Origin of the sequence: Streptomyces sp. NPDC020845, from assembly GCF_044334165.1 — a bacterium.
Taxonomy (GTDB): Bacteria; Actinomycetota; Actinomycetes; order Streptomycetales; family Streptomycetaceae; genus Streptomyces.
In genome coordinates this window covers 53,207-69,229 of the sequence record NZ_JBIRSJ010000005.1, presented here as the reverse complement: position 1 = coordinate 69,229, position 16,023 = coordinate 53,207, and the positions used below count along the sequence as shown (strand labels likewise).

Here is a 16,023-nt window from a genome sequence, read left to right as displayed (position 1 = left end):
TGAGCTGCGTCTCATGAGAACGTGGATGCGCTGAACAACCACATGGTGGGCCAAGGTTTCCACGGGGGAGAGCCATGGACGGCGCGTCAGGCGGGTCTGGTTCGGGAGCGAACACGGGGAGCAGCGAGGAGCAGAAGCAGCGCGGGGTCTGGATACTGGTCGCCGCCGCCCTCGCCTTCGCCGTCCTCGTGTTGCCGCAGGTCGTCGAGGACGACGACAAGACATCGGTCGTGGGCGGCGCCCTTCCGTCCAGCGGCTCCTCGCGGCTGCCGGCGCTCCCCAGCGGGATACCCAGCGGTCTGCCGAGCGGGCTGCCCAGTGGTCTGGCCACCTCGTCGCTGCCCAGTTATGGCTCCGGGGGCGGCAGCGGCGGCGGCAGCGGGGGAGGCGGGGGGTCGGTGGAGACCCAGCGGCCCGCAACGCCCACCGTGGCGCCGGACCCCACCGCGGACGCCTACCGCGCGGTGAGCGCCGGTGACTGCCTCGCCGTGTACGACACGGGCAACGGCGGCTACAACACCCAGGTCCCGTACCGGGTCGGCTGCAGTGCCTACAACGCCTATATGTGGGTGAACGCCGTGCGCTCCAGCAGCAGCGCCTGCAGCCAGGGGCCGGGCCAGAACTACATGTCGTACACCACCTCCCGCGGGCAGACCATCGCCCTGTGCCTGACCCGTCAGTTCAAGGTGGGCTACTGCCTGATGGCCAAGCAGTCGGGCAGCGGGCAGTCGGCGCAGATGCGGGCTGGGCTGATGACCGTGGTGGAGTGCGACGGGAAGGTCCCGGCCCGGTACAACCAGATCCTGCACATCACCGGCGTGTACAAGGCCCCCGCGAACCCCTCCGCCTCGAACTGCGCCCGGGTCCAGGGCGACCGTACGTACTACTGGTCGTGGGTGGTCAACGGCGGCCGGACGCTGCTGTGCACCATGGTGTACCAGCGCTGATCAGGGCTGACTCAGCGCGTCGCCACGCTCACCAGGCCCGCGCTCACGGCCAGCAGCAGGATGACGCCGCCGCCCGGGGCGGCGAGGTACGGCATGAGGGCCACCGTGGCCAGCAGACAGTACGCGGCAGTCACCCAGGACAGCATCTGCTGGGCCTCTTCCGGACCGTGCCGGTTGAGCCGTATCACCAGGGCCATGAAGACGGCCGCCCACAGGGCGGCGCGCGGCTGGCCGAAGGAGACCTTGTCGTAGAGATCCACGGCGGGCTTGTACCAGTCCGTATCGGCCAGCTCCGCCGCGAACTCGATCATGTTCTTGAGATACGAGTGCGAAGCGTACGAGGTCGCGTCCTTCAGATCGGCCCGTACCCACTCCGAGATCGCCAGCACCAGCAGACCCAGCGTGTGGCAGAAGCCCGGCCCCGCGCCGACCGTCTTCTTGCGCGTCTCGGATGGTTCCCCCGTGCGTCCCGTGACCGTGGCCATACGCAGCCCCCTCCCCGTAACCCACATCATCTACCGGAGGAAGAGGCGCGGACCAGCCCCTCGAGGTCAGGACTTGCGGTGGCCTATCAGCCGGGGCTTGGGCTCAAGACCGTCCAGACCGTGCCAGGCCAGATTCACCAGATGGGCCGCCACCTCGGCCTTCTTCGGCCGGCGCACATCCAGCCACCACTGACCGGTGAGCGCGACCATGCCCACCAGCGCCTGCGCGTACAGCGGGGCGAGCTTCGGGTCGAAGCCGCGGGCCTTGAACTCCAGGCCGAGGATGTCCTCGACCTGGGTGGCGATATCGCTGATCAGCGAGGCGAAGCTGCCCGTCGACTGGGCGACGGGGGAGTCACGCACCAGGATGCGGAAGCCGTCCGTGTACGCGTCGATGTAGTCGAGCAGCGCGAAGGCCGCCTGCTCCAGCAGCTCACGGGGGTGGCCCGCGGTCAGCGCTCCGGTCACCATGTCCAGCAGCCGGCGCATCTCGCGGTCCACCACCACCGCGTACAGCCCCTCCTTGCCGCCGAAGTGCTCGTAGACCACCGGTTTGGAGACTCCGGCCTTGGCGGCGATCTCCTCCACCGATGTGCCTTCGAAGCCGCGCTCGGCGAAGAGCGCGCGACCGATGTCCAGCAATTGCTCCCGGCGCTCCTTGCCGGTCATCCGCACCCGGCGCGCACGCCGGGTCCCGGATCCGGACGCGCGGGCCGCCCGGTCCTTGTTACCGCTGGTATTACTTTCGGTCGCCACGCCCCCTATCATGCCGCTTCGGCGGTTTCCTCTTTACGGCGGGCGTCGATACGGGCCTCGCTGGGCCAGCGCACGTCATAGGCCCAGCCCGCCTTCTCGAACCAGCGGATGATCCGGGCGCTGGAGTCCAGCTGGCCCTTCATCACACCATGGCGGGCGGAGGTCGGGTCCGCGTGGTGGAGGTTGTGCCAGGACTCACCGCACGAGAGAACCGCCAGCCACCACACATTGCCGGACCGGTCGCGCGATTTGAAGGGGCGCTTGCCGACCGCGTGGCAGATCGAGTTGATCGACCAGGTGACATGGTGCAGCAGCGCCACCCGTACGAGCGAGCCCCAGAAGAACGCGGTCGCCGCGCCCTGCCAGGACCAGGTGGCCAGCCCGCCGATCAGCGCGGGCAGCAGCAGCGAGACGACCGTCCAGACCACGAACTGCCGGGAGATCCGGCGGATCGCGTCGTCCTTGATCAGGTCGGGAGCGTACTTGTGCTGCGGGGTCTGCTCCTCGTCGAACATCCAGCCGATGTGCGCCCACCACAGGCCCTTCATCAGCGCCGGAACGGTCTCCCCGTACCGCCAGGGGGAGTGCGGATCGCCCTCGGCGTCGGAGAACTTGTGGTGCTTGCGGTGGTCGGCCACCCAGCGCACCAGCGGCCCCTCCACCGCCAGGGACCCGGCGATCGCCAGCGCGATCCGCAGCGGCCGCTTGGCCTTGAAGGAGCCATGGGTGAAGTAGCGGTGGAAGCCGATGGTGATGCCGTGGCAGCCGATGTAGTAGAAGACGACCATCAGCGTCAGATCCAGCCAGCTGACCCCCCATCCCCAGGCCAGCGGAATGGCGGCGGCCAGGGCGAGGAAGGGGACGGTGATGAAGAGCAGCAGGGTGATCTGTTCGATGGAGCGCTTGTTGTCCCCGCCGAGCGTGGCGGAGGGAAATGGGTGCTCTGCCTCGTCCCGGAGGGCGCCGGGCGCGTCGTCGATCACGTCGGGGCTTGCAGTCATGGGATCCCTCGTGGGGCTCGGGGGTACGGCTACGGGACCGTAACCTACGGCGACGTAAGTATGGTAGGGCCCCGAAGCGGGGCAATAGGGCTATGGATTCCCCCGAGGGCGCGCCGCCTATCCTGGTGGCGTCGGACAGCGCGGTCCGCATCTCGCCGACAGCACGGGGTCCCGGGGCCGGTGGCACAGGCAGCCACGGCGTTCAGGTCCCGTCCTCACCCCGCCCAGTGCCCGAACACTGCAAGGAGCCCGCACCTGTGAGCAGTGCCGACAACACCAATGCCGCCCTGCGTGCCGATATCCGCCGTCTGGGTGACCTCCTCGGCGAAACTCTGGTCCGGCAGGAGGGCCCCGACCTCCTCGACCTCGTCGAGCGGGTCCGTGCCCTCACCCGCAGTGACGGCGAAGCCGCCGCGGAGCTGCTCGGCGACACCGACCTGGAGACGGCGGCCAAGCTGGTACGCGCGTTCTCCACGTACTTCCATCTGGCGAACATCACCGAACAGGTCCACCGCGGCCGCGAGCTGCGCGCCAAGCGCGCCGCCGAGGGCGGGCTGCTGTCCCGCACCGCCGACCAGCTCAAGGACGCCGACCCCGAGCATCTGCGGGAGACCGTCCGCCATCTCAACGTTCGCCCCGTGTTCACGGCCCACCCCACCGAGGCCGCCCGCCGCACCGTCCTGAACAAGCTGCGCCGCATCGCCGAACTGCTCGACACCCTCGCCGTCGGCGGCGACAAGCGCCGCACCGACCTGCGCCTCGCCGAGAACATCGACCTCCTCTGGCAGACCGACGAACTGCGCGTCGCCCGCCCCGAGCCCGCCGACGAGGCCCGCAACGCCATCTACTACCTGGACGAACTGCACGCGGGCGCCGTCGGCGACGTCCTCGAAGACCTCTCCGCCGAGCTGGAGCGCGTCGGCGCCCCGCTGCCCGCCACCACCCGCCCCCTCACCTTCGGCACCTGGATCGGCGGCGACCGCGACGGTAACCCCAACGTCACCCCCCAGGTCACCTGGGACGTGCTGATCCTCCAGCACGAACATGGCATCACCGACGCCCTCGCCATCATCGACGACCTGCGGGCCGCGCTCTCCAGCTCCATCCGCAACTCCGACGCCTCCGAAGAGCTCCTGGACTCCCTCCAGCGCGACCTGGAACTCCTCCCCGAGATCAGCCCCCGCTACAAGCGGCTCAACGCCGAAGAGCCCTACCGGCTCAAGGCCACCTGCGTGCGGCAGAAGCTCCTCAACACCCGCACCCGCCTCGCCGGCGGCACCCCCCACCAGCCAGGACGCGACTACCTCGGCACCTCCGAACTCCTCGCCGACCTGCACCTCATCCAGGAGTCCCTGCGCGCCCACCGCGGCCGGCTGATCGCCGACGGCCGCATGGAGCGCGCCATCCGCACCCTCGCCGCCTTCGGGCTCCAGCTGGCCACCATGGACGTACGCGAACACGCCGACGCCCACCACCACGCCCTCGGCCAGCTCTTCGACCGCCTCGGCGAGGAATCCTGGCGGTACGCGGACATGCCCCGCGACTACCGCCGCAAGCTGCTGGCCAAGGAGCTGCGGTCGCGCCGCCCGCTCGCGCCCACCCCCGCGCCGCTGGACGCCGCCGGGGCCAAGACCCTCGGCGTCTTCCACACCATCAGCGAGGCCTTCGAACGGTTCGGCCCCGAGATCGTCGAGTCCTACATCATCTCCATGTGCCAGGGCTCCGACGACGTCTTCGCCGCCGCCGTCCTCGCCCGCGAGGCCGGACTGGTCGACCTGCACGCCGGCTGGGCCAAGATCGGCATCGTGCCGCTGCTGGAGACCACCGAAGAGCTCAAGATCGCCGACCAGCTCCTCGACGACATGCTCTCCGACCCCTCCTACCGGCGGCTCGTCGCCCTGCGCGGTGACGTCCAGGAGGTCATGCTCGGCTACTCCGACTCCTCCAAGTTCGGCGGCATCACCACCTCCCAGTGGGAGATCCACCGCGCCCAGCGGCTGCTCCGCGACGTCGCCCACCGGCACGGCGTACGACTGCGCCTCTTCCACGGCCGCGGCGGCACCGTCGGCCGCGGCGGCGGTCCCACCCACGACGCGATCCTCGCCCAGCCCTGGGGCACCCTCGAAGGCGAAATCAAGGTCACCGAGCAGGGCGAGGTCATCTCCGACAAGTACCTCGTCCCCTCCCTCGCCCGGGAAAACCTGGAGCTCACCGTCGCCGCCACGCTCCAGGCCTCTGCCCTGCACACCGCCCCCCGCCAGTCCGACGAGGCACTGGCCCGCTGGGACGCGGCCATGGACACCGTCTCCGACGCCGCCCACCACGCCTACCGCGCACTGGTCGAAGACCCCGACCTCCCCGCGTACTTCTTCGCCTCCACCCCCGTCGACCAGCTCGCCGAACTCCACCTCGGCTCCCGCCCCTCCCGGCGCCCCGACTCCGGCGCCGGCCTCGACGGACTGCGGGCCATTCCCTGGGTCTTCGGCTGGACCCAGTCCCGGCAGATCGTCCCCGGCTGGTTCGGCGTCGGCTCCGGGCTCAAGGCCGCCCGCGAAGCAGGCCTGGACGCGGCCCTCGACGAGATGCACCAGCACTGGCACTTCTTCCGGAACTTCCTGTCCAACGTGGAGATGACGCTCGCCAAGACCGATCTGCGGATCGCCCGGCACTACGTCGACACACTGGTCCCGGACGAGCTCAAGCACGTCTTCGCCACGATTGAGGCCGAGCACGAGCTCACCGTGCGCGAGGTGCTGCGGATCACCGGCGGGACCGAGCTGCTGGACTCCAACCCGGTCCTCAAGCAGACCTTCCACGTCCGCGACGCCTACCTGGACCCGATCTCCTACCTCCAGGTCTCGCTGCTGCACCGCCAGCGCACCGCCCACGAGCGCGGCGAAGCCGCCGACCCGCTGCTCGCCCGCGCCCTGCTCCTGACGGTCAACGGCGTCGCGGCGGGCCTGCGCAACACGGGGTGACCTGCGGTCCGCGCCCGATGTGACCGCGTCCGGCCGCTCCTGCGGAGCGGCCGGACGCGGTTTTTGTTCGGTGGTCCGGGGCTGCGCCCCGGCCCCCGGCGCAGCAGGCTTCGCCGCTGCGAGGGCGGCGTGATGCGCCCGGCGGGCGCGCTGGGGCGTCAGAACGTCAGCGTGGCGAAGGACGCGGCCAGGAGGGCCGCGCCGGTGAGGCCCATGGCCCAGGCCGTGCGGCGCAGGCGGAGACCGCCCGCGACCATGAGGGCGGCCAGCAGGAGGGAGCCCGCGAAGGGGACCCAGGCGTGCAGGATTCCGGTCATGCCGGTCCGTACGGCTTCGTCCGAGCCCGGCTTGAGGGCCACCAGCAGGCGGTCGCCCTCGCCGTCGGTGACCGCCTTGTCGATCCGCACCTTCGCACGGGCGTGGCCGGAGCCGTCGGCGGGTGTGAAGGCGCCCGTGCACCAGTCGTCGTCGCAGGTGGCGACGGTGATCGTGCCGCGTTCAAGGCCCTTGTTGAACATCGCCGGCTTGGCGGTCGCCCATGAGTACCACACCCCCGCGACGATGACGAACAGCGCCAGGAGCGCCATCACTACGATTTTCGTGAGCAGCAGCAGCCCGTACGCGTTCTCGCCCGCCCGCCGCGAACGGCTGCGTTTGATCGTGCCCGAGGAAGACATGGCCGCGATCCTCCCGACATCCCAGCCCGCCGGTCAACCGTCGGCGGAGGGTCACCCGGGCGGGGATCAGGAGTTGTACGTGGACTGCGCGCGCTCCAGACCGTCGACGATCAGCGTCTCCACGGCGTCCGCGGCGCGGTCCACGAAGTAGTCCAACTCCTTGCGCTCAGCGGCGGAAAAGTCCTTGAGCACGAAGGCCGCGACATCCATCCGGCCGGGCGGCCGGCCGATCCCGAAGCGGACGCGGAAGTAGTCGGGGCCCAGCGACTTGGTGATCGACTTCAGGCCGTTGTGGCCATTGTCACCCCCGCCGAGCTTCAGCCGCAGCGCGCCGTAGTCGATGTCCAGTTCGTCGTGGATCGCGATGACATGCCCGACCGGCACCTTGTAGAAGTCGCGCAGCGCGGTGGTGGGGCCGCCGGAGAGGTTCATGAACGACATCGGCTTGGCGACGATCACCCGGCGGCTCGCCGGGCCCGGCGCACCGACGCGCCCCTCGACGACCTGTGCGCGGGACTTGTGCGCCTTGAACCGGCCGCCCATGCGGTCGGCCAGCAGATCGGCCACCATGAAGCCGACGTTGTGGCGGTTGGCTGCGTACTCGGGCCCGGGGTTGCCGAGGCCCACGACGAGCCAGGGGCTCGCTTCGTCCGTCGTCATCTGGGTGTCTCCTCGAGCGCCGGGGGGAGTGAAGGACCGGCCGCCGCCCGGGCCCGGCCCCAGGACGAGGGGACGGGGCGGGACAGCGGCCGGAACGGGCAGCGGGGACGTCGACGCATCGGGCGGAGGCGTCAACGCCTCGGGTGGGGCATCGACGCCTCGGGCTGAGGCGTCAGCGCCCGCTCGGCGTTGGTTACGCCTCCTCGCCCTCGGCCGCACCCTCGGCGGCCGGGGCCTCGGCCTGGGCGCCGACGACCTGCAGCACGACGGTGTCCTCCTCGACGGCCAGGGTGGTGCCGGCCGGCAGGGTGATGTCCTTGGCGAGGACGGAGTGACCGGCGTCCAGGCCCGCGATGGAGACGGTGACCGACTCCGGGATGTGGGTGGCCTCGGTCTCCACCGGCAGCGCGTTCAGCAGGTGCTCCAGCAGGTTGCCGCCGGGGGCCAGCTCGCCCTCGGTGTGGACCGGAACCTCGACGGTGACCTTCTCGCCGCGCTTCACCAGGAGCAGGTCGACGTGCTTGAGGAAGCCCTTGATGGCGTCACGCTGGACCGCCTTGGGGATGACGAGCTCCTTCTTGCCATCGACGTCGAGGCTGAGCAGCACGTTCGCGGTCTTGAGCGCGAGCATCAGGTCGTGGCCCGGCAGGTTGACGTGGACCGGCTCGGTGCCGTGGCCGTACACCACGCCGGGGACCAGGCCCTCGCGGCGGGCGCGGCGGGCGGCGCCCTTGCCGAACTCGGTACGGGACTTGGCGGAAATCTTGACCTCAGCCATGGCTGCACTCCTCGTAGTCGTTGTATGTCGCTGAATTCCGCTGAAAGCGGATCTGACGGCCGTCACCCGGCCCACGACAGACCATCTCCACGAAGAGCGCGTCGATAACGGACGAGCCGCGTACGTCACCGCACACAGCTTCCCTCGCCGAGCAACCCGGCAATTCTACCGTCCCGGGGCGCATGCCTCAGCACTCGGCCTCAGCACATGGCTGAGGCCACCCCTGGTGGGGTGGCCTCAGATCGGTCGGCGGGTCCCGGCCGCTAAGTCGCCGGTGGCCATCAGTGCTCCTCGAAGAGGCTGGTCACCGAGCCGTCCTCGAAGACCTCCTGGACCGCGCGGGCGATGGTCGGCGCCATCGACAGCACGGTGATCTTGTCGAGCTCGACCTCGCTGGGGGTGGGCAGGGTGTTGGTGAAGACGAACTCGCTCACCTTCGAGTTCTTCAGCCGGTCCGCGGCCGGTCCGGACAGCACACCGTGGGTGGCCGTCACGATCACGTCCTCCGCGCCATTGGCGAACAGCGCGTCCGCCGCGGCGCAGATGGTGCCACCGGTGTCGATCATGTCGTCGACCAGGACACACACCCGGCCCCGCACATCACCCACGACCTCGTGGACGGTCACCTGGTTGGCCACGTCCGGGTCGCGCCGCTTGTGCACGATCGCCAGCGGGGCGCCGAGCCGGTCGCACCAGCGGTCGGCGACGCGCACCCGGCCCGCGTCCGGGGAGACCACGGTCAGCTTGGCACGGTCGACCTTGGCGCCCACGTAGTCCGCGAGGATCGGCAGCGCGAAGAGGTGGTCGACCGGGCCGTCGAAGAAGCCCTGGATCTGGTCGGTGTGCAGATCCACCGTGAGGATCCGGTCGGCGCCCGCGGTCTTGAGCATGTCGGCGATCAGCCGGGCCGAGATGGGCTCACGGCCGCGGTGCTTCTTGTCCTGGCGGGCATAGCCGTAGAACGGCACGATCACGGTGATCGAGCGCGCGGAGGCCCGCTTGAGCGCATCGACCATGATCAGCTGTTCCATGATCCACTTATTGATCGGAGCCGTGTGGCTCTGGATCAGAAAGCAGTCGGCGCCACGCGCGGACTCCTGGAAACGGACGTAGATCTCGCCGTTCGCGAAGTCGAATGCCTTGGTCGGGACCAAGCTGACGCCCAGCTCGTGGGCGACCTCCTCGGCCAGCTCGGGGTGGGCGCGGCCGGAGAAGAGCATCAGCTTCTTCTCGCCGGTCGTCTTGATCCCGGTCACAGCAAGTCTCCTTGGATGTCACTTTAATGCGCTTATCACGGTACGCCCCGCACGGCGCACCCGTGCACGGGTCATCCCTCGCCCGCGTCCTCCTGACGGGCCGATTCGGCGGCCCTCGCGGCGGCGCTTCCGGGGCGCTTGCGGGCGACCCAACCCTCGATATTCCGCTGCTGGCCGCGTGCGACAGCGAGCGAGCCCGGGGGCACATCCTTGGTGATGACCGAGCCGGCGGCGGTGTAGGCGCCGTCCCCGATCGTGACGGGAGCCACAAGCATGTTGTCCGCTCCGGTGCGGCAGTGGCTGCCGATGGTGGTGTGGTGCTTGTTGACGCCGTCGTAGTTCACAAACACGCTGGCGGCGCCGATGTTGGTGTACTCGCCGATCGTCGCGTCGCCGACGTAGGAGAGATGCGGCACCTTGGTGCCCTCGCCGATCCGGGCGTTCTTCATCTCCACGTACGTGCCCGCCTTGGCCTTGGCACCGAGCCGGGTGCCGGGGCGCAGATACGCGTACGGGCCGACGCTCGCGCCCGCGCCGATCTCCGCGCCGTCGGCGACGGTGAAGCTCGCGGTCGCGCCCTCGCCGACGGTGGTGTCGGTGAGCCGGGAGTTCGGGCCGACCTCGGCGTGCGCCGCGAGGTGGGTGGCGCCCAGCAGCTGGGTGCCGGGGTGCACCACGGCGTCCGGCTCGAAGGTGACGGTCGCGTCCACCCAGGTCGTGGCCGGGTCGACGACGGTCACCCCGTCGAGCATGGCCCGGGTCAGCAGCCGGTCGTTGAGCAGCCGGCGCGCCTCGGCCAGCTGCACCCGGTTGTTGATCCCGACGATCTCGCGGTGGTCGCCCGCCACACAGGCGCCGACGTGGTGCCCGGCCTCGCGCAGGATGCCCAGCACATCGGTGAGGTATTCCTCACCCTGGCTGTTGTCGGTCCGCACCTTGCCCAGCGCGTCGATCAGCAGCTGGGCGTCGAAGGCGAAGACCCCCGAGTTGATCTCGCGGATCTCGCGCTGGGCGTCGGTCGCGTCCTTGTGCTCCACGATCGCGGTGACCGCGCCGCTCGCCCCGTCGCGCACGATCCGGCCGTAGCCGGTCGCGTCGGGGACCTCGGCGGTCAGGACGGTCACGGCGTTGCCCTCGGAGGCGTGGGTCTCGGCGAGACGGCCCAGGGTCTCGCCGGTCAGCAGGGGGGTGTCCCCGCAGACGACGACCACGGTGCCGTCCAGGGCGACCCCGCTGTCGGCGCTGTCAGCGCTGTCGGAGAGCTGCTCAAGCCCCATCCGGACGGCGTGTCCCGTCCCGTTCTGTTCGTGCTGCACGGCGGTGCGTACGTCGGCGTCGATCTCGGCGAGATGCGCGGTGACCTGCTCACGGGCGTGGCCGACGACGACCACCAGGTTCTCGGGGGACAGCTCGCGGGAGGCAGCGACGACATGCCCGACGAGGGACCGGCCGCAGATCGCATGCAGGACCTTGGGGGTCGTCGACTTCATGCGGGTGCCCTCACCCGCTGCGAGGACGACGACGGCTGCCGGGCGGTTGGCGCTCACGGATGTGCCCTTCGGGCTCGGCTCGGGTGTGGACAACCGCAGGATACCGAGAGGTTTCGGGGCGGGAACGGGGGTGGGTCCTGACGTGGGCGGTCAGGACTCGAACGTGAGCTCCCCTGCAAGGACTCGAACCTTGACAAACAGCTCCAAAGGCTGCTGTGCTGCCGATTACACCACAGGGGATAGCAAAATGGTCAAATCGGACACCTGCTGGAGGTTGTCGACTTGGCCCCCACCACTATGCCGTACCAAGCCCCTTCGACGCGACGGTAGGGCTCGACGCGACGGTAGGGCTCCGCGCTCTGCGCCACGTAGGTCAAGAGGCGGCCCCTGTAGGCGTCTGTCGGGTTCTGGTGCTTCGTCCGGCCGTGTCCCGGGGTGAACCTCCCGCACCCGGCCGTAGTCTGGTCGGTATGACTGCGACGGGGGAAATGGGGGACGTCGAGACAGCGGGTGCGCGAGGCGCGCCCGCTGGGCCGTGGTGGTGGCCACGGCGGCGGAGCATGGTGCTGGACATCGCCCTCGCGGTCATGTCGGCGGTCGAGTGTGCCGCGGAGGGTGTCGCCTTCGCCCATGACGCGCGTATTCCGGTCGCCGTCGGGGTGGCGATGGGGCTGGTCGTCGGCGCGACGCTGCTGCTGCGGCGGCGCTGGGCGATCGCCGTGGTGCTCATATCGATCGCGGTCACCCCGGCGGAGATGGGGCTGATGCTCGGCACCGTGGGCCTCTACACCCTGGCCGCCTCGGAGGTGCCGCGCCGGATCACGGCCGTGCTGGCCGGGATGTCGGGCGCGGGCACGCTGATCATCTCGACCATCCGGTTCCAGGAGGACATGCACCGCGGCAGCGGCGTCCCGGAACCCGCCATATGGTTGATTCCGCTGTTCGCGGTGGTGATGTCGCTGGGTCTCACCGCGCCGCCCATCCTGCTCGGGCTGTACGTCAGGGCCAGGCGCCGGCTCGTGGAGAGCCTGCGGGAGCGGGCGGACGGTCTGGAGCGCGAGCTGTCGCTGCTGGCGGACCGGGCGGAGGAGCGGGCCGAGTGGGCCCGTAACGAGGAGCGCACCCGTATCGCGCGGGAGATGCATGACGTGGTGGCGCACCGGGTGAGTCTGATGGTGGTGCACGCGGCGGCCCTGCAGGCGGTCGCCCTCAAGGATCCGGAGAAGGCCGCGAAGAACGCGGCGCTGGTCGGCGACATGGGCCGCCAGGCGCTGACCGAGCTGCGGCAGATGCTGGGTGTGCTGCGTTCCGAGGACGTCGGCCAGCGGGCCCCGGTTCCGGCCGGCGGGCGCGGGGACGACGGGCTGGTGCCGCTGGCGGCGGTGGCCGCGGCCGCGTCGGCCGCGGCGGAGGCCGCCGGGGCCGCGGGTGCGGGCGGCGCGGAGGGCGTGGGCGGTGCTCGTACGGCCGGGGCCGCGGGGTCGGCCGGGGTGGCTGACATCGTGGGCGGGCCGCGGCTGGCGGAGCTGGAGACGCTGGTCGGGCAGTCGCGGGCGGCCGGGATGGTCGTGGAGCTGTCGGTGGAGGGGGACGAGCGCGGCTATGCGCCCCGGGTGGAGCAGACCGCGTACCGGGTGGTGCAGGAGGCCCTGACCAACGTCCATAAGCATGCGCCGGGCGCGAAGGCGCGGGTCCGGCTCGCCCGTCGCCCTTCGGAGGTCGCGGTGCTGGTGGAGAACGGGCCCTCGGAGCGGGGTGCGGCGGACGCGGGGCTGCCGAGTGGCGGCAATGGCCTGCTGGGGATGAAGGAGCGGGTGACGACGCTCGGGGGCGGTTTTGTGTCGGGAGCCACGGAGTCGGGCGGCTTCCGGGTCTCGGCGGTCATTCCGGACCGTACGGCCACGGACCGTACGGCCACGGACCGTACGGCCGCGGATCGCACCGCCGCAGACCGTACGGGTGCCGACCGTACGGCCACGGGGCGCCTCGATTCCCCGGCGCGGGAGCGGGAGCCGGCCGCCGAGCGGGCGAAGAGCGCGTAACGGGGCGGGAGATGGGGTGAGGGAGGAATGTAGGTATTTGCCTGCTTCATCCCTGCTTGAAATTGGCTCGAAAGAATAGGTGATTCCCCAGAGTCGCTACCCGCGTGGCAGTCGCTGCGGCTGGACCCCCGTCACCAGCGCCGTCAGCGCCGCGTCGATGTCCGCGCCCAGGTACCAGTCCCCGGTGTGGTCCAGGCTGTACACCCGCCCCTCCGCGTCGATCGTTAACAGCGCCTGTCCGCCCGCCTCCTCGCCCAGCGGGGTGAGCGCCGTGTCCAGCGCCCGCCCCAGGTCGCCCAGCGTGCGGGCCAGATGCAGGCCGTGCAGCGGGTCGATATGAAAGGGGGTCGGGGCGATATGCCGGCCGGCGCCCGGCGGGATGACATGCAGCCCGCCGAACTCCGCCCACGCCTCGACGGCCGCCGGGAAGACGGCGTGCATATGCCCGGCGGGGGAGGTGTGGGCGCGCAGGGTGTCCGCCCAGTATTCGGCCTGGCGGATGTCCCGGCGCCCCGGCTGCCAGCCCGCCTCGCGCAGGGCGGCGTCGACGGGGACGGAGAAGCGGGTGGTGTCCATGCTGCGTACCCGTTTGGAGGTGTCCAAGGTCAGCCCCTGACCGGGCCGGCCGCGGCTCCGGCCTCGGGCCCGTTTGTGTGTCCGACGGTCCGTACGCCGAAGTGGGCCAGCAGCGGTACGCAGGAGCGGCAGGGCGGGGCGTAGCTGCCGTGCCGGGGGTCGCCGGCCTCGCGGATCCGGCGGGTGGTGATCTTGGCGTGTTTGAAGGCGCGGCGGGCCTCGCCGTGGGTGAGCGGCTTACGGGCGGCGCGCTTGGAGCGGTTGGCTTCGACGCTGGTCAGATGGCGGGAGAGCAGGATCGCCTCGGGGCAGCGGCCGGTGAACCGCTCGCGCTGGGCGCTGGTGAGGGTGTCCAGGAAGTCCTGGACCAGGGGGTGCAGCGGGGGCGGCTGGTCGCCTTTGCTCGCGGTGCTGGTGAGGGTGTCGCCGCGGACGGAGAGCGCGGCGGCGACGGTCGGCAGGATGCCGTCGCGGCGGTGGACGAGCGACGGCGGTCCGGCCGCGCCGTCGGTGTCGCTCCAGCTGAGCCGTGGGTCGCTCGACCCGGGCGCGGCGCCGTTGCTCTGGCCGGATGCGGCGCCGTCGCGGCCGCTTGGCGTGGTGTGCATCTCCTGCGTTCCCTCCCGTTCCCTCCCTGCGCAATCCGCGCGCAATCCTCGCGCAATCCCCCGGTTGCGAAGATCAGCCTGCCAAATGTGGCGCGTGGTGCGAAAGTCCGGGGGTGGCCGGTGCGGGCCGGGCGGCAGGTCGGCAGGGTGCCCGGCGTCGGGGGTCGGTCGCGCGCGGTCGGGCGCGGCGGGGTCCGGGGTCGCGGTACCGCATAGTCTGTCCGTACCAGCCAGCAGCAGCAGGGGGCATCCGCCATGACGACAGGTCGGCTCGGGCAGCATGCCGCGCCACCGAACACGGCCTACGCCGGGCAGGTCGTGCACTTCCCGGACCCGGTGAGGGCCGCCCGGCACCCCAAGGGCGTCCGGGTGGACGAAAACGGCTATCCGGACTTTACGCCCTATGCGCGCGCGGCGGCCGAAATAGCCGAGCCGCCCGAGGGGTTCGGCGTCGACGAGCTGCGGCTGACGGACTTCGTCTCCGCCAACGCCGCGCTGCACGCCGTCGGCCACGACCTGTGGGACGGCTCGTCGAGCGTGGCCACCCCGCACGGCTGGACCTGGCACCACGTCGTCGGCACCCGCCGCCTGCAGCTGATCCCGGTGGAGGTGAAGGCGCTGCTGCGGCACCACGGCGGGCTCGCGACGGCCGCCGTCGACCAGGACAAGCGCGGCACCCGGCCGCTGCAGGAGACCCGGCCGGTGCACTTCGGGCTGCCCAAGCGCGGGATTTCGGTCACCGAGGAACAGGTGCTCGGCGTCGAGGAGGATCTGGGCTACCGGCTGCCCGGCGCGTACCGGGCCTTCCTCAAGGCGGCGGGCGGCTGTGCGCCCGTCGGCGCGGCGCTGGACCCGGAGCTCGGCCTCCTCGTCGACCAGCCGTTCTTCACGGTGCGCGACGAGGCCGCGGTCAACGACCTGGTGTATGTGAACAAATGCCTGCGCGACCACTTCACCAAGGACTTCCTCGGGGTGGGCTTCGTACAGGGCGGGGTGATCGCGGTGAAGGTGAAGGGTGACGCGATCGGCTCGGTGTGGTTCTGCGCGTACGACGATGCGCGGGACCGCGACGGCTGGACGGTGCAGGACCGGGTCGAGCACCTGATGCTCCCGTGCGGGGACGACTTCGACGCGTTCCTGCTGCGGCTCGCGGGCAACCCGCCGGAGTTGGAGACCGTGGCCAACCTGATGGTGGAGGGCGGCTTCGCGTACGCCGTCCCGGTGGAGGGGTGAGCGCGATGGTGACCTTCGCACAGGCGCAGGAGCGCGCGGAGCTGTGGATCAACGGTGATGTGCCCGCGTATCAGCAGCGCGAGGTGCGGGTGCGGGAGTTCGACCTGGGCTTTGTGGCCTGGGCCGAGGACCGCGCCGACGGACCGGTCTCGGACGGGCCCTCCGAGGGCACCCGGCTGGTCATCGCCCGCGACAGCGGGGACACGACCTTGTGGCCGGCGCTGCCGGTGGGTGAGGTCATCCGCCGGTACGAGGAGGAGTACGGGGCCCCCGGCGGGGGCCAGGAGAGCACGGGCGCGCGGCCGCAGCGCATCGACTTGAACGCGACGTCCTTCCTGCTGACGCCGCCGGACTGGCTACAGGAGGCGGCGGACGCGCGCGGCATCCCCGACCAGCGGTCGGGCGGCGGCAGTGGTGGTGACGGGGGTGGCGGTGCTTCCGGGGCGGGCTCCGGTACGGGGACCTCCGGTGCTGGGGCCTCCGGTGCGGGAGCGGGCTCCGGCGCGGCTGCGTCCTCGGCGGGCGGTTCCGCTGCG

Annotated in this window: 14 protein-coding genes and 1 tRNA gene; 4 read left to right on the top strand and 11 right to left on the bottom strand. The window is 71.0% G+C overall.

Going from position 1 to position 16,023, the window contains the following annotated elements:
* The first annotated feature begins 74 nt into the window (after positions 1–74).
* Complete coding sequence (locus ACH4U7_RS13240) at positions 75–947, top strand: hypothetical protein (protein ID WP_398528064.1); 873 nt, start codon at positions 75–77, stop codon at positions 945–947.
* Positions 948–958: 11 nt separating this feature from the next.
* Here the strand turns inward: ACH4U7_RS13240 and ACH4U7_RS13235 are convergent, their stop codons facing one another.
* The 3 genes from ACH4U7_RS13235 to ACH4U7_RS13225 all read right to left on the bottom strand — a co-directional run bounded on the left by ACH4U7_RS13235 (position 959) and on the right by ACH4U7_RS13225 (position 3,189).
* Positions 959–1,432: a hypothetical protein gene (locus ACH4U7_RS13235; RefSeq protein ID WP_398528063.1), complete on the bottom strand. Its 474-nt coding sequence runs from the start codon at positions 1,430–1,432 to the stop codon at positions 959–961.
* Positions 1,433–1,498: 66 nt separating this feature from the next.
* On the bottom strand, positions 1,499–2,200 hold the full coding sequence (locus ACH4U7_RS13230) for a TetR family transcriptional regulator (protein ID WP_398528062.1): 702 nt from the start codon (positions 2,198–2,200) through the stop codon (positions 1,499–1,501).
* Positions 2,197–3,189 carry an acyl-CoA desaturase gene (locus ACH4U7_RS13225; RefSeq protein ID WP_398528061.1) on the bottom strand — a complete coding sequence of 331 codons (993 nt, stop codon included), beginning with the start codon at positions 3,187–3,189 and terminating at the stop codon, positions 2,197–2,199. The genes ACH4U7_RS13230 and ACH4U7_RS13225 overlap by 4 nt, the downstream gene beginning before the upstream one ends.
* 257 nt (positions 3,190–3,446) lie before the next feature.
* On the opposite strand from ACH4U7_RS13225, the gene ppc reads away from it, so the two are divergent.
* Entirely contained in the window at positions 3,447–6,167 is a 2,721-nt protein-coding gene (ppc, locus tag ACH4U7_RS13220) for a phosphoenolpyruvate carboxylase (RefSeq protein ID WP_398528060.1), read from the top strand.
* 158 nt (positions 6,168–6,325) lie between these two features.
* On the opposite strand, the gene ACH4U7_RS13215 is transcribed toward ppc, so the two are convergent.
* The 6 genes from ACH4U7_RS13215 to ACH4U7_RS13190 all read right to left on the bottom strand — a co-directional run bounded on the left by ACH4U7_RS13215 (position 6,326) and on the right by ACH4U7_RS13190 (position 11,268).
* Positions 6,326–6,844, bottom strand: a complete 519-nt coding sequence (locus ACH4U7_RS13215; protein WP_398528059.1) for a hypothetical protein — start codon at positions 6,842–6,844, stop codon at positions 6,326–6,328.
* 66 nt (positions 6,845–6,910) lie between these two features.
* On the bottom strand, positions 6,911–7,504 hold the full coding sequence (pth, locus tag ACH4U7_RS13210) for an aminoacyl-tRNA hydrolase (protein ID WP_398528058.1): 594 nt from the start codon (positions 7,502–7,504) through the stop codon (positions 6,911–6,913).
* A 193-nt stretch (positions 7,505–7,697) separates the two neighbouring features.
* Positions 7,698–8,282: a 50S ribosomal protein L25/general stress protein Ctc gene (locus ACH4U7_RS13205; RefSeq protein WP_398528057.1), complete on the bottom strand. Its 585-nt coding sequence runs from the start codon at positions 8,280–8,282 to the stop codon at positions 7,698–7,700.
* Between the two features lie 281 nt (positions 8,283–8,563).
* A complete protein-coding gene (locus ACH4U7_RS13200) occupies positions 8,564–9,538 on the bottom strand; it encodes a ribose-phosphate diphosphokinase (protein ID WP_398528056.1) in 975 nt (324 codons plus the stop codon).
* A 71-nt stretch (positions 9,539–9,609) separates the two neighbouring features.
* Entirely contained in the window at positions 9,610–11,085 is a 1,476-nt protein-coding gene (gene glmU, locus ACH4U7_RS13195; protein ID WP_398528055.1) for a bifunctional UDP-N-acetylglucosamine diphosphorylase/glucosamine-1-phosphate N-acetyltransferase GlmU, read from the bottom strand.
* Positions 11,086–11,196: 111 nt separating this feature from the next.
* A tRNA-Gln gene (locus tag ACH4U7_RS13190) sits at positions 11,197–11,268 on the bottom strand.
* 230 nt (positions 11,269–11,498) lie between these two features.
* Here ACH4U7_RS13190 and ACH4U7_RS13185 point away from each other — a divergent pair.
* Positions 11,499–13,070 (top strand): sensor histidine kinase, encoded by a 1,572-nt coding sequence (locus tag ACH4U7_RS13185; RefSeq protein ID WP_398528054.1) that lies wholly within the window; start codon positions 11,499–11,501, stop codon positions 13,068–13,070.
* 96 nt (positions 13,071–13,166) lie between these two features.
* Here the strand turns inward: ACH4U7_RS13185 and ACH4U7_RS13180 are convergent, their stop codons facing one another.
* Together ACH4U7_RS13180 and ACH4U7_RS13175 are read right to left on the bottom strand one after the other, a co-directional pair.
* Positions 13,167–13,646 carry an SUKH-3 domain-containing protein gene (locus ACH4U7_RS13180; RefSeq protein WP_398528510.1) on the bottom strand — a complete coding sequence of 160 codons (480 nt, stop codon included), beginning with the start codon at positions 13,644–13,646 and terminating at the stop codon, positions 13,167–13,169.
* A gap of 29 nt (positions 13,647–13,675) precedes the next feature.
* The gene (locus tag ACH4U7_RS13175; RefSeq protein ID WP_398528053.1) at positions 13,676–14,254 is read right to left on the bottom strand and encodes a YwqJ-related putative deaminase; all 579 of its coding nucleotides are present in this window, start codon (positions 14,252–14,254) and stop codon (positions 13,676–13,678) included.
* A 255-nt stretch (positions 14,255–14,509) separates the two neighbouring features.
* Between ACH4U7_RS13175 and ACH4U7_RS13170 the strand changes: the two genes are divergently transcribed.
* Entirely contained in the window at positions 14,510–15,487 is a 978-nt protein-coding gene (locus ACH4U7_RS13170; protein WP_398528052.1) for an SMI1/KNR4 family protein, read from the top strand.
* The last annotated feature ends 536 nt before the right edge of the window (positions 15,488–16,023 follow it).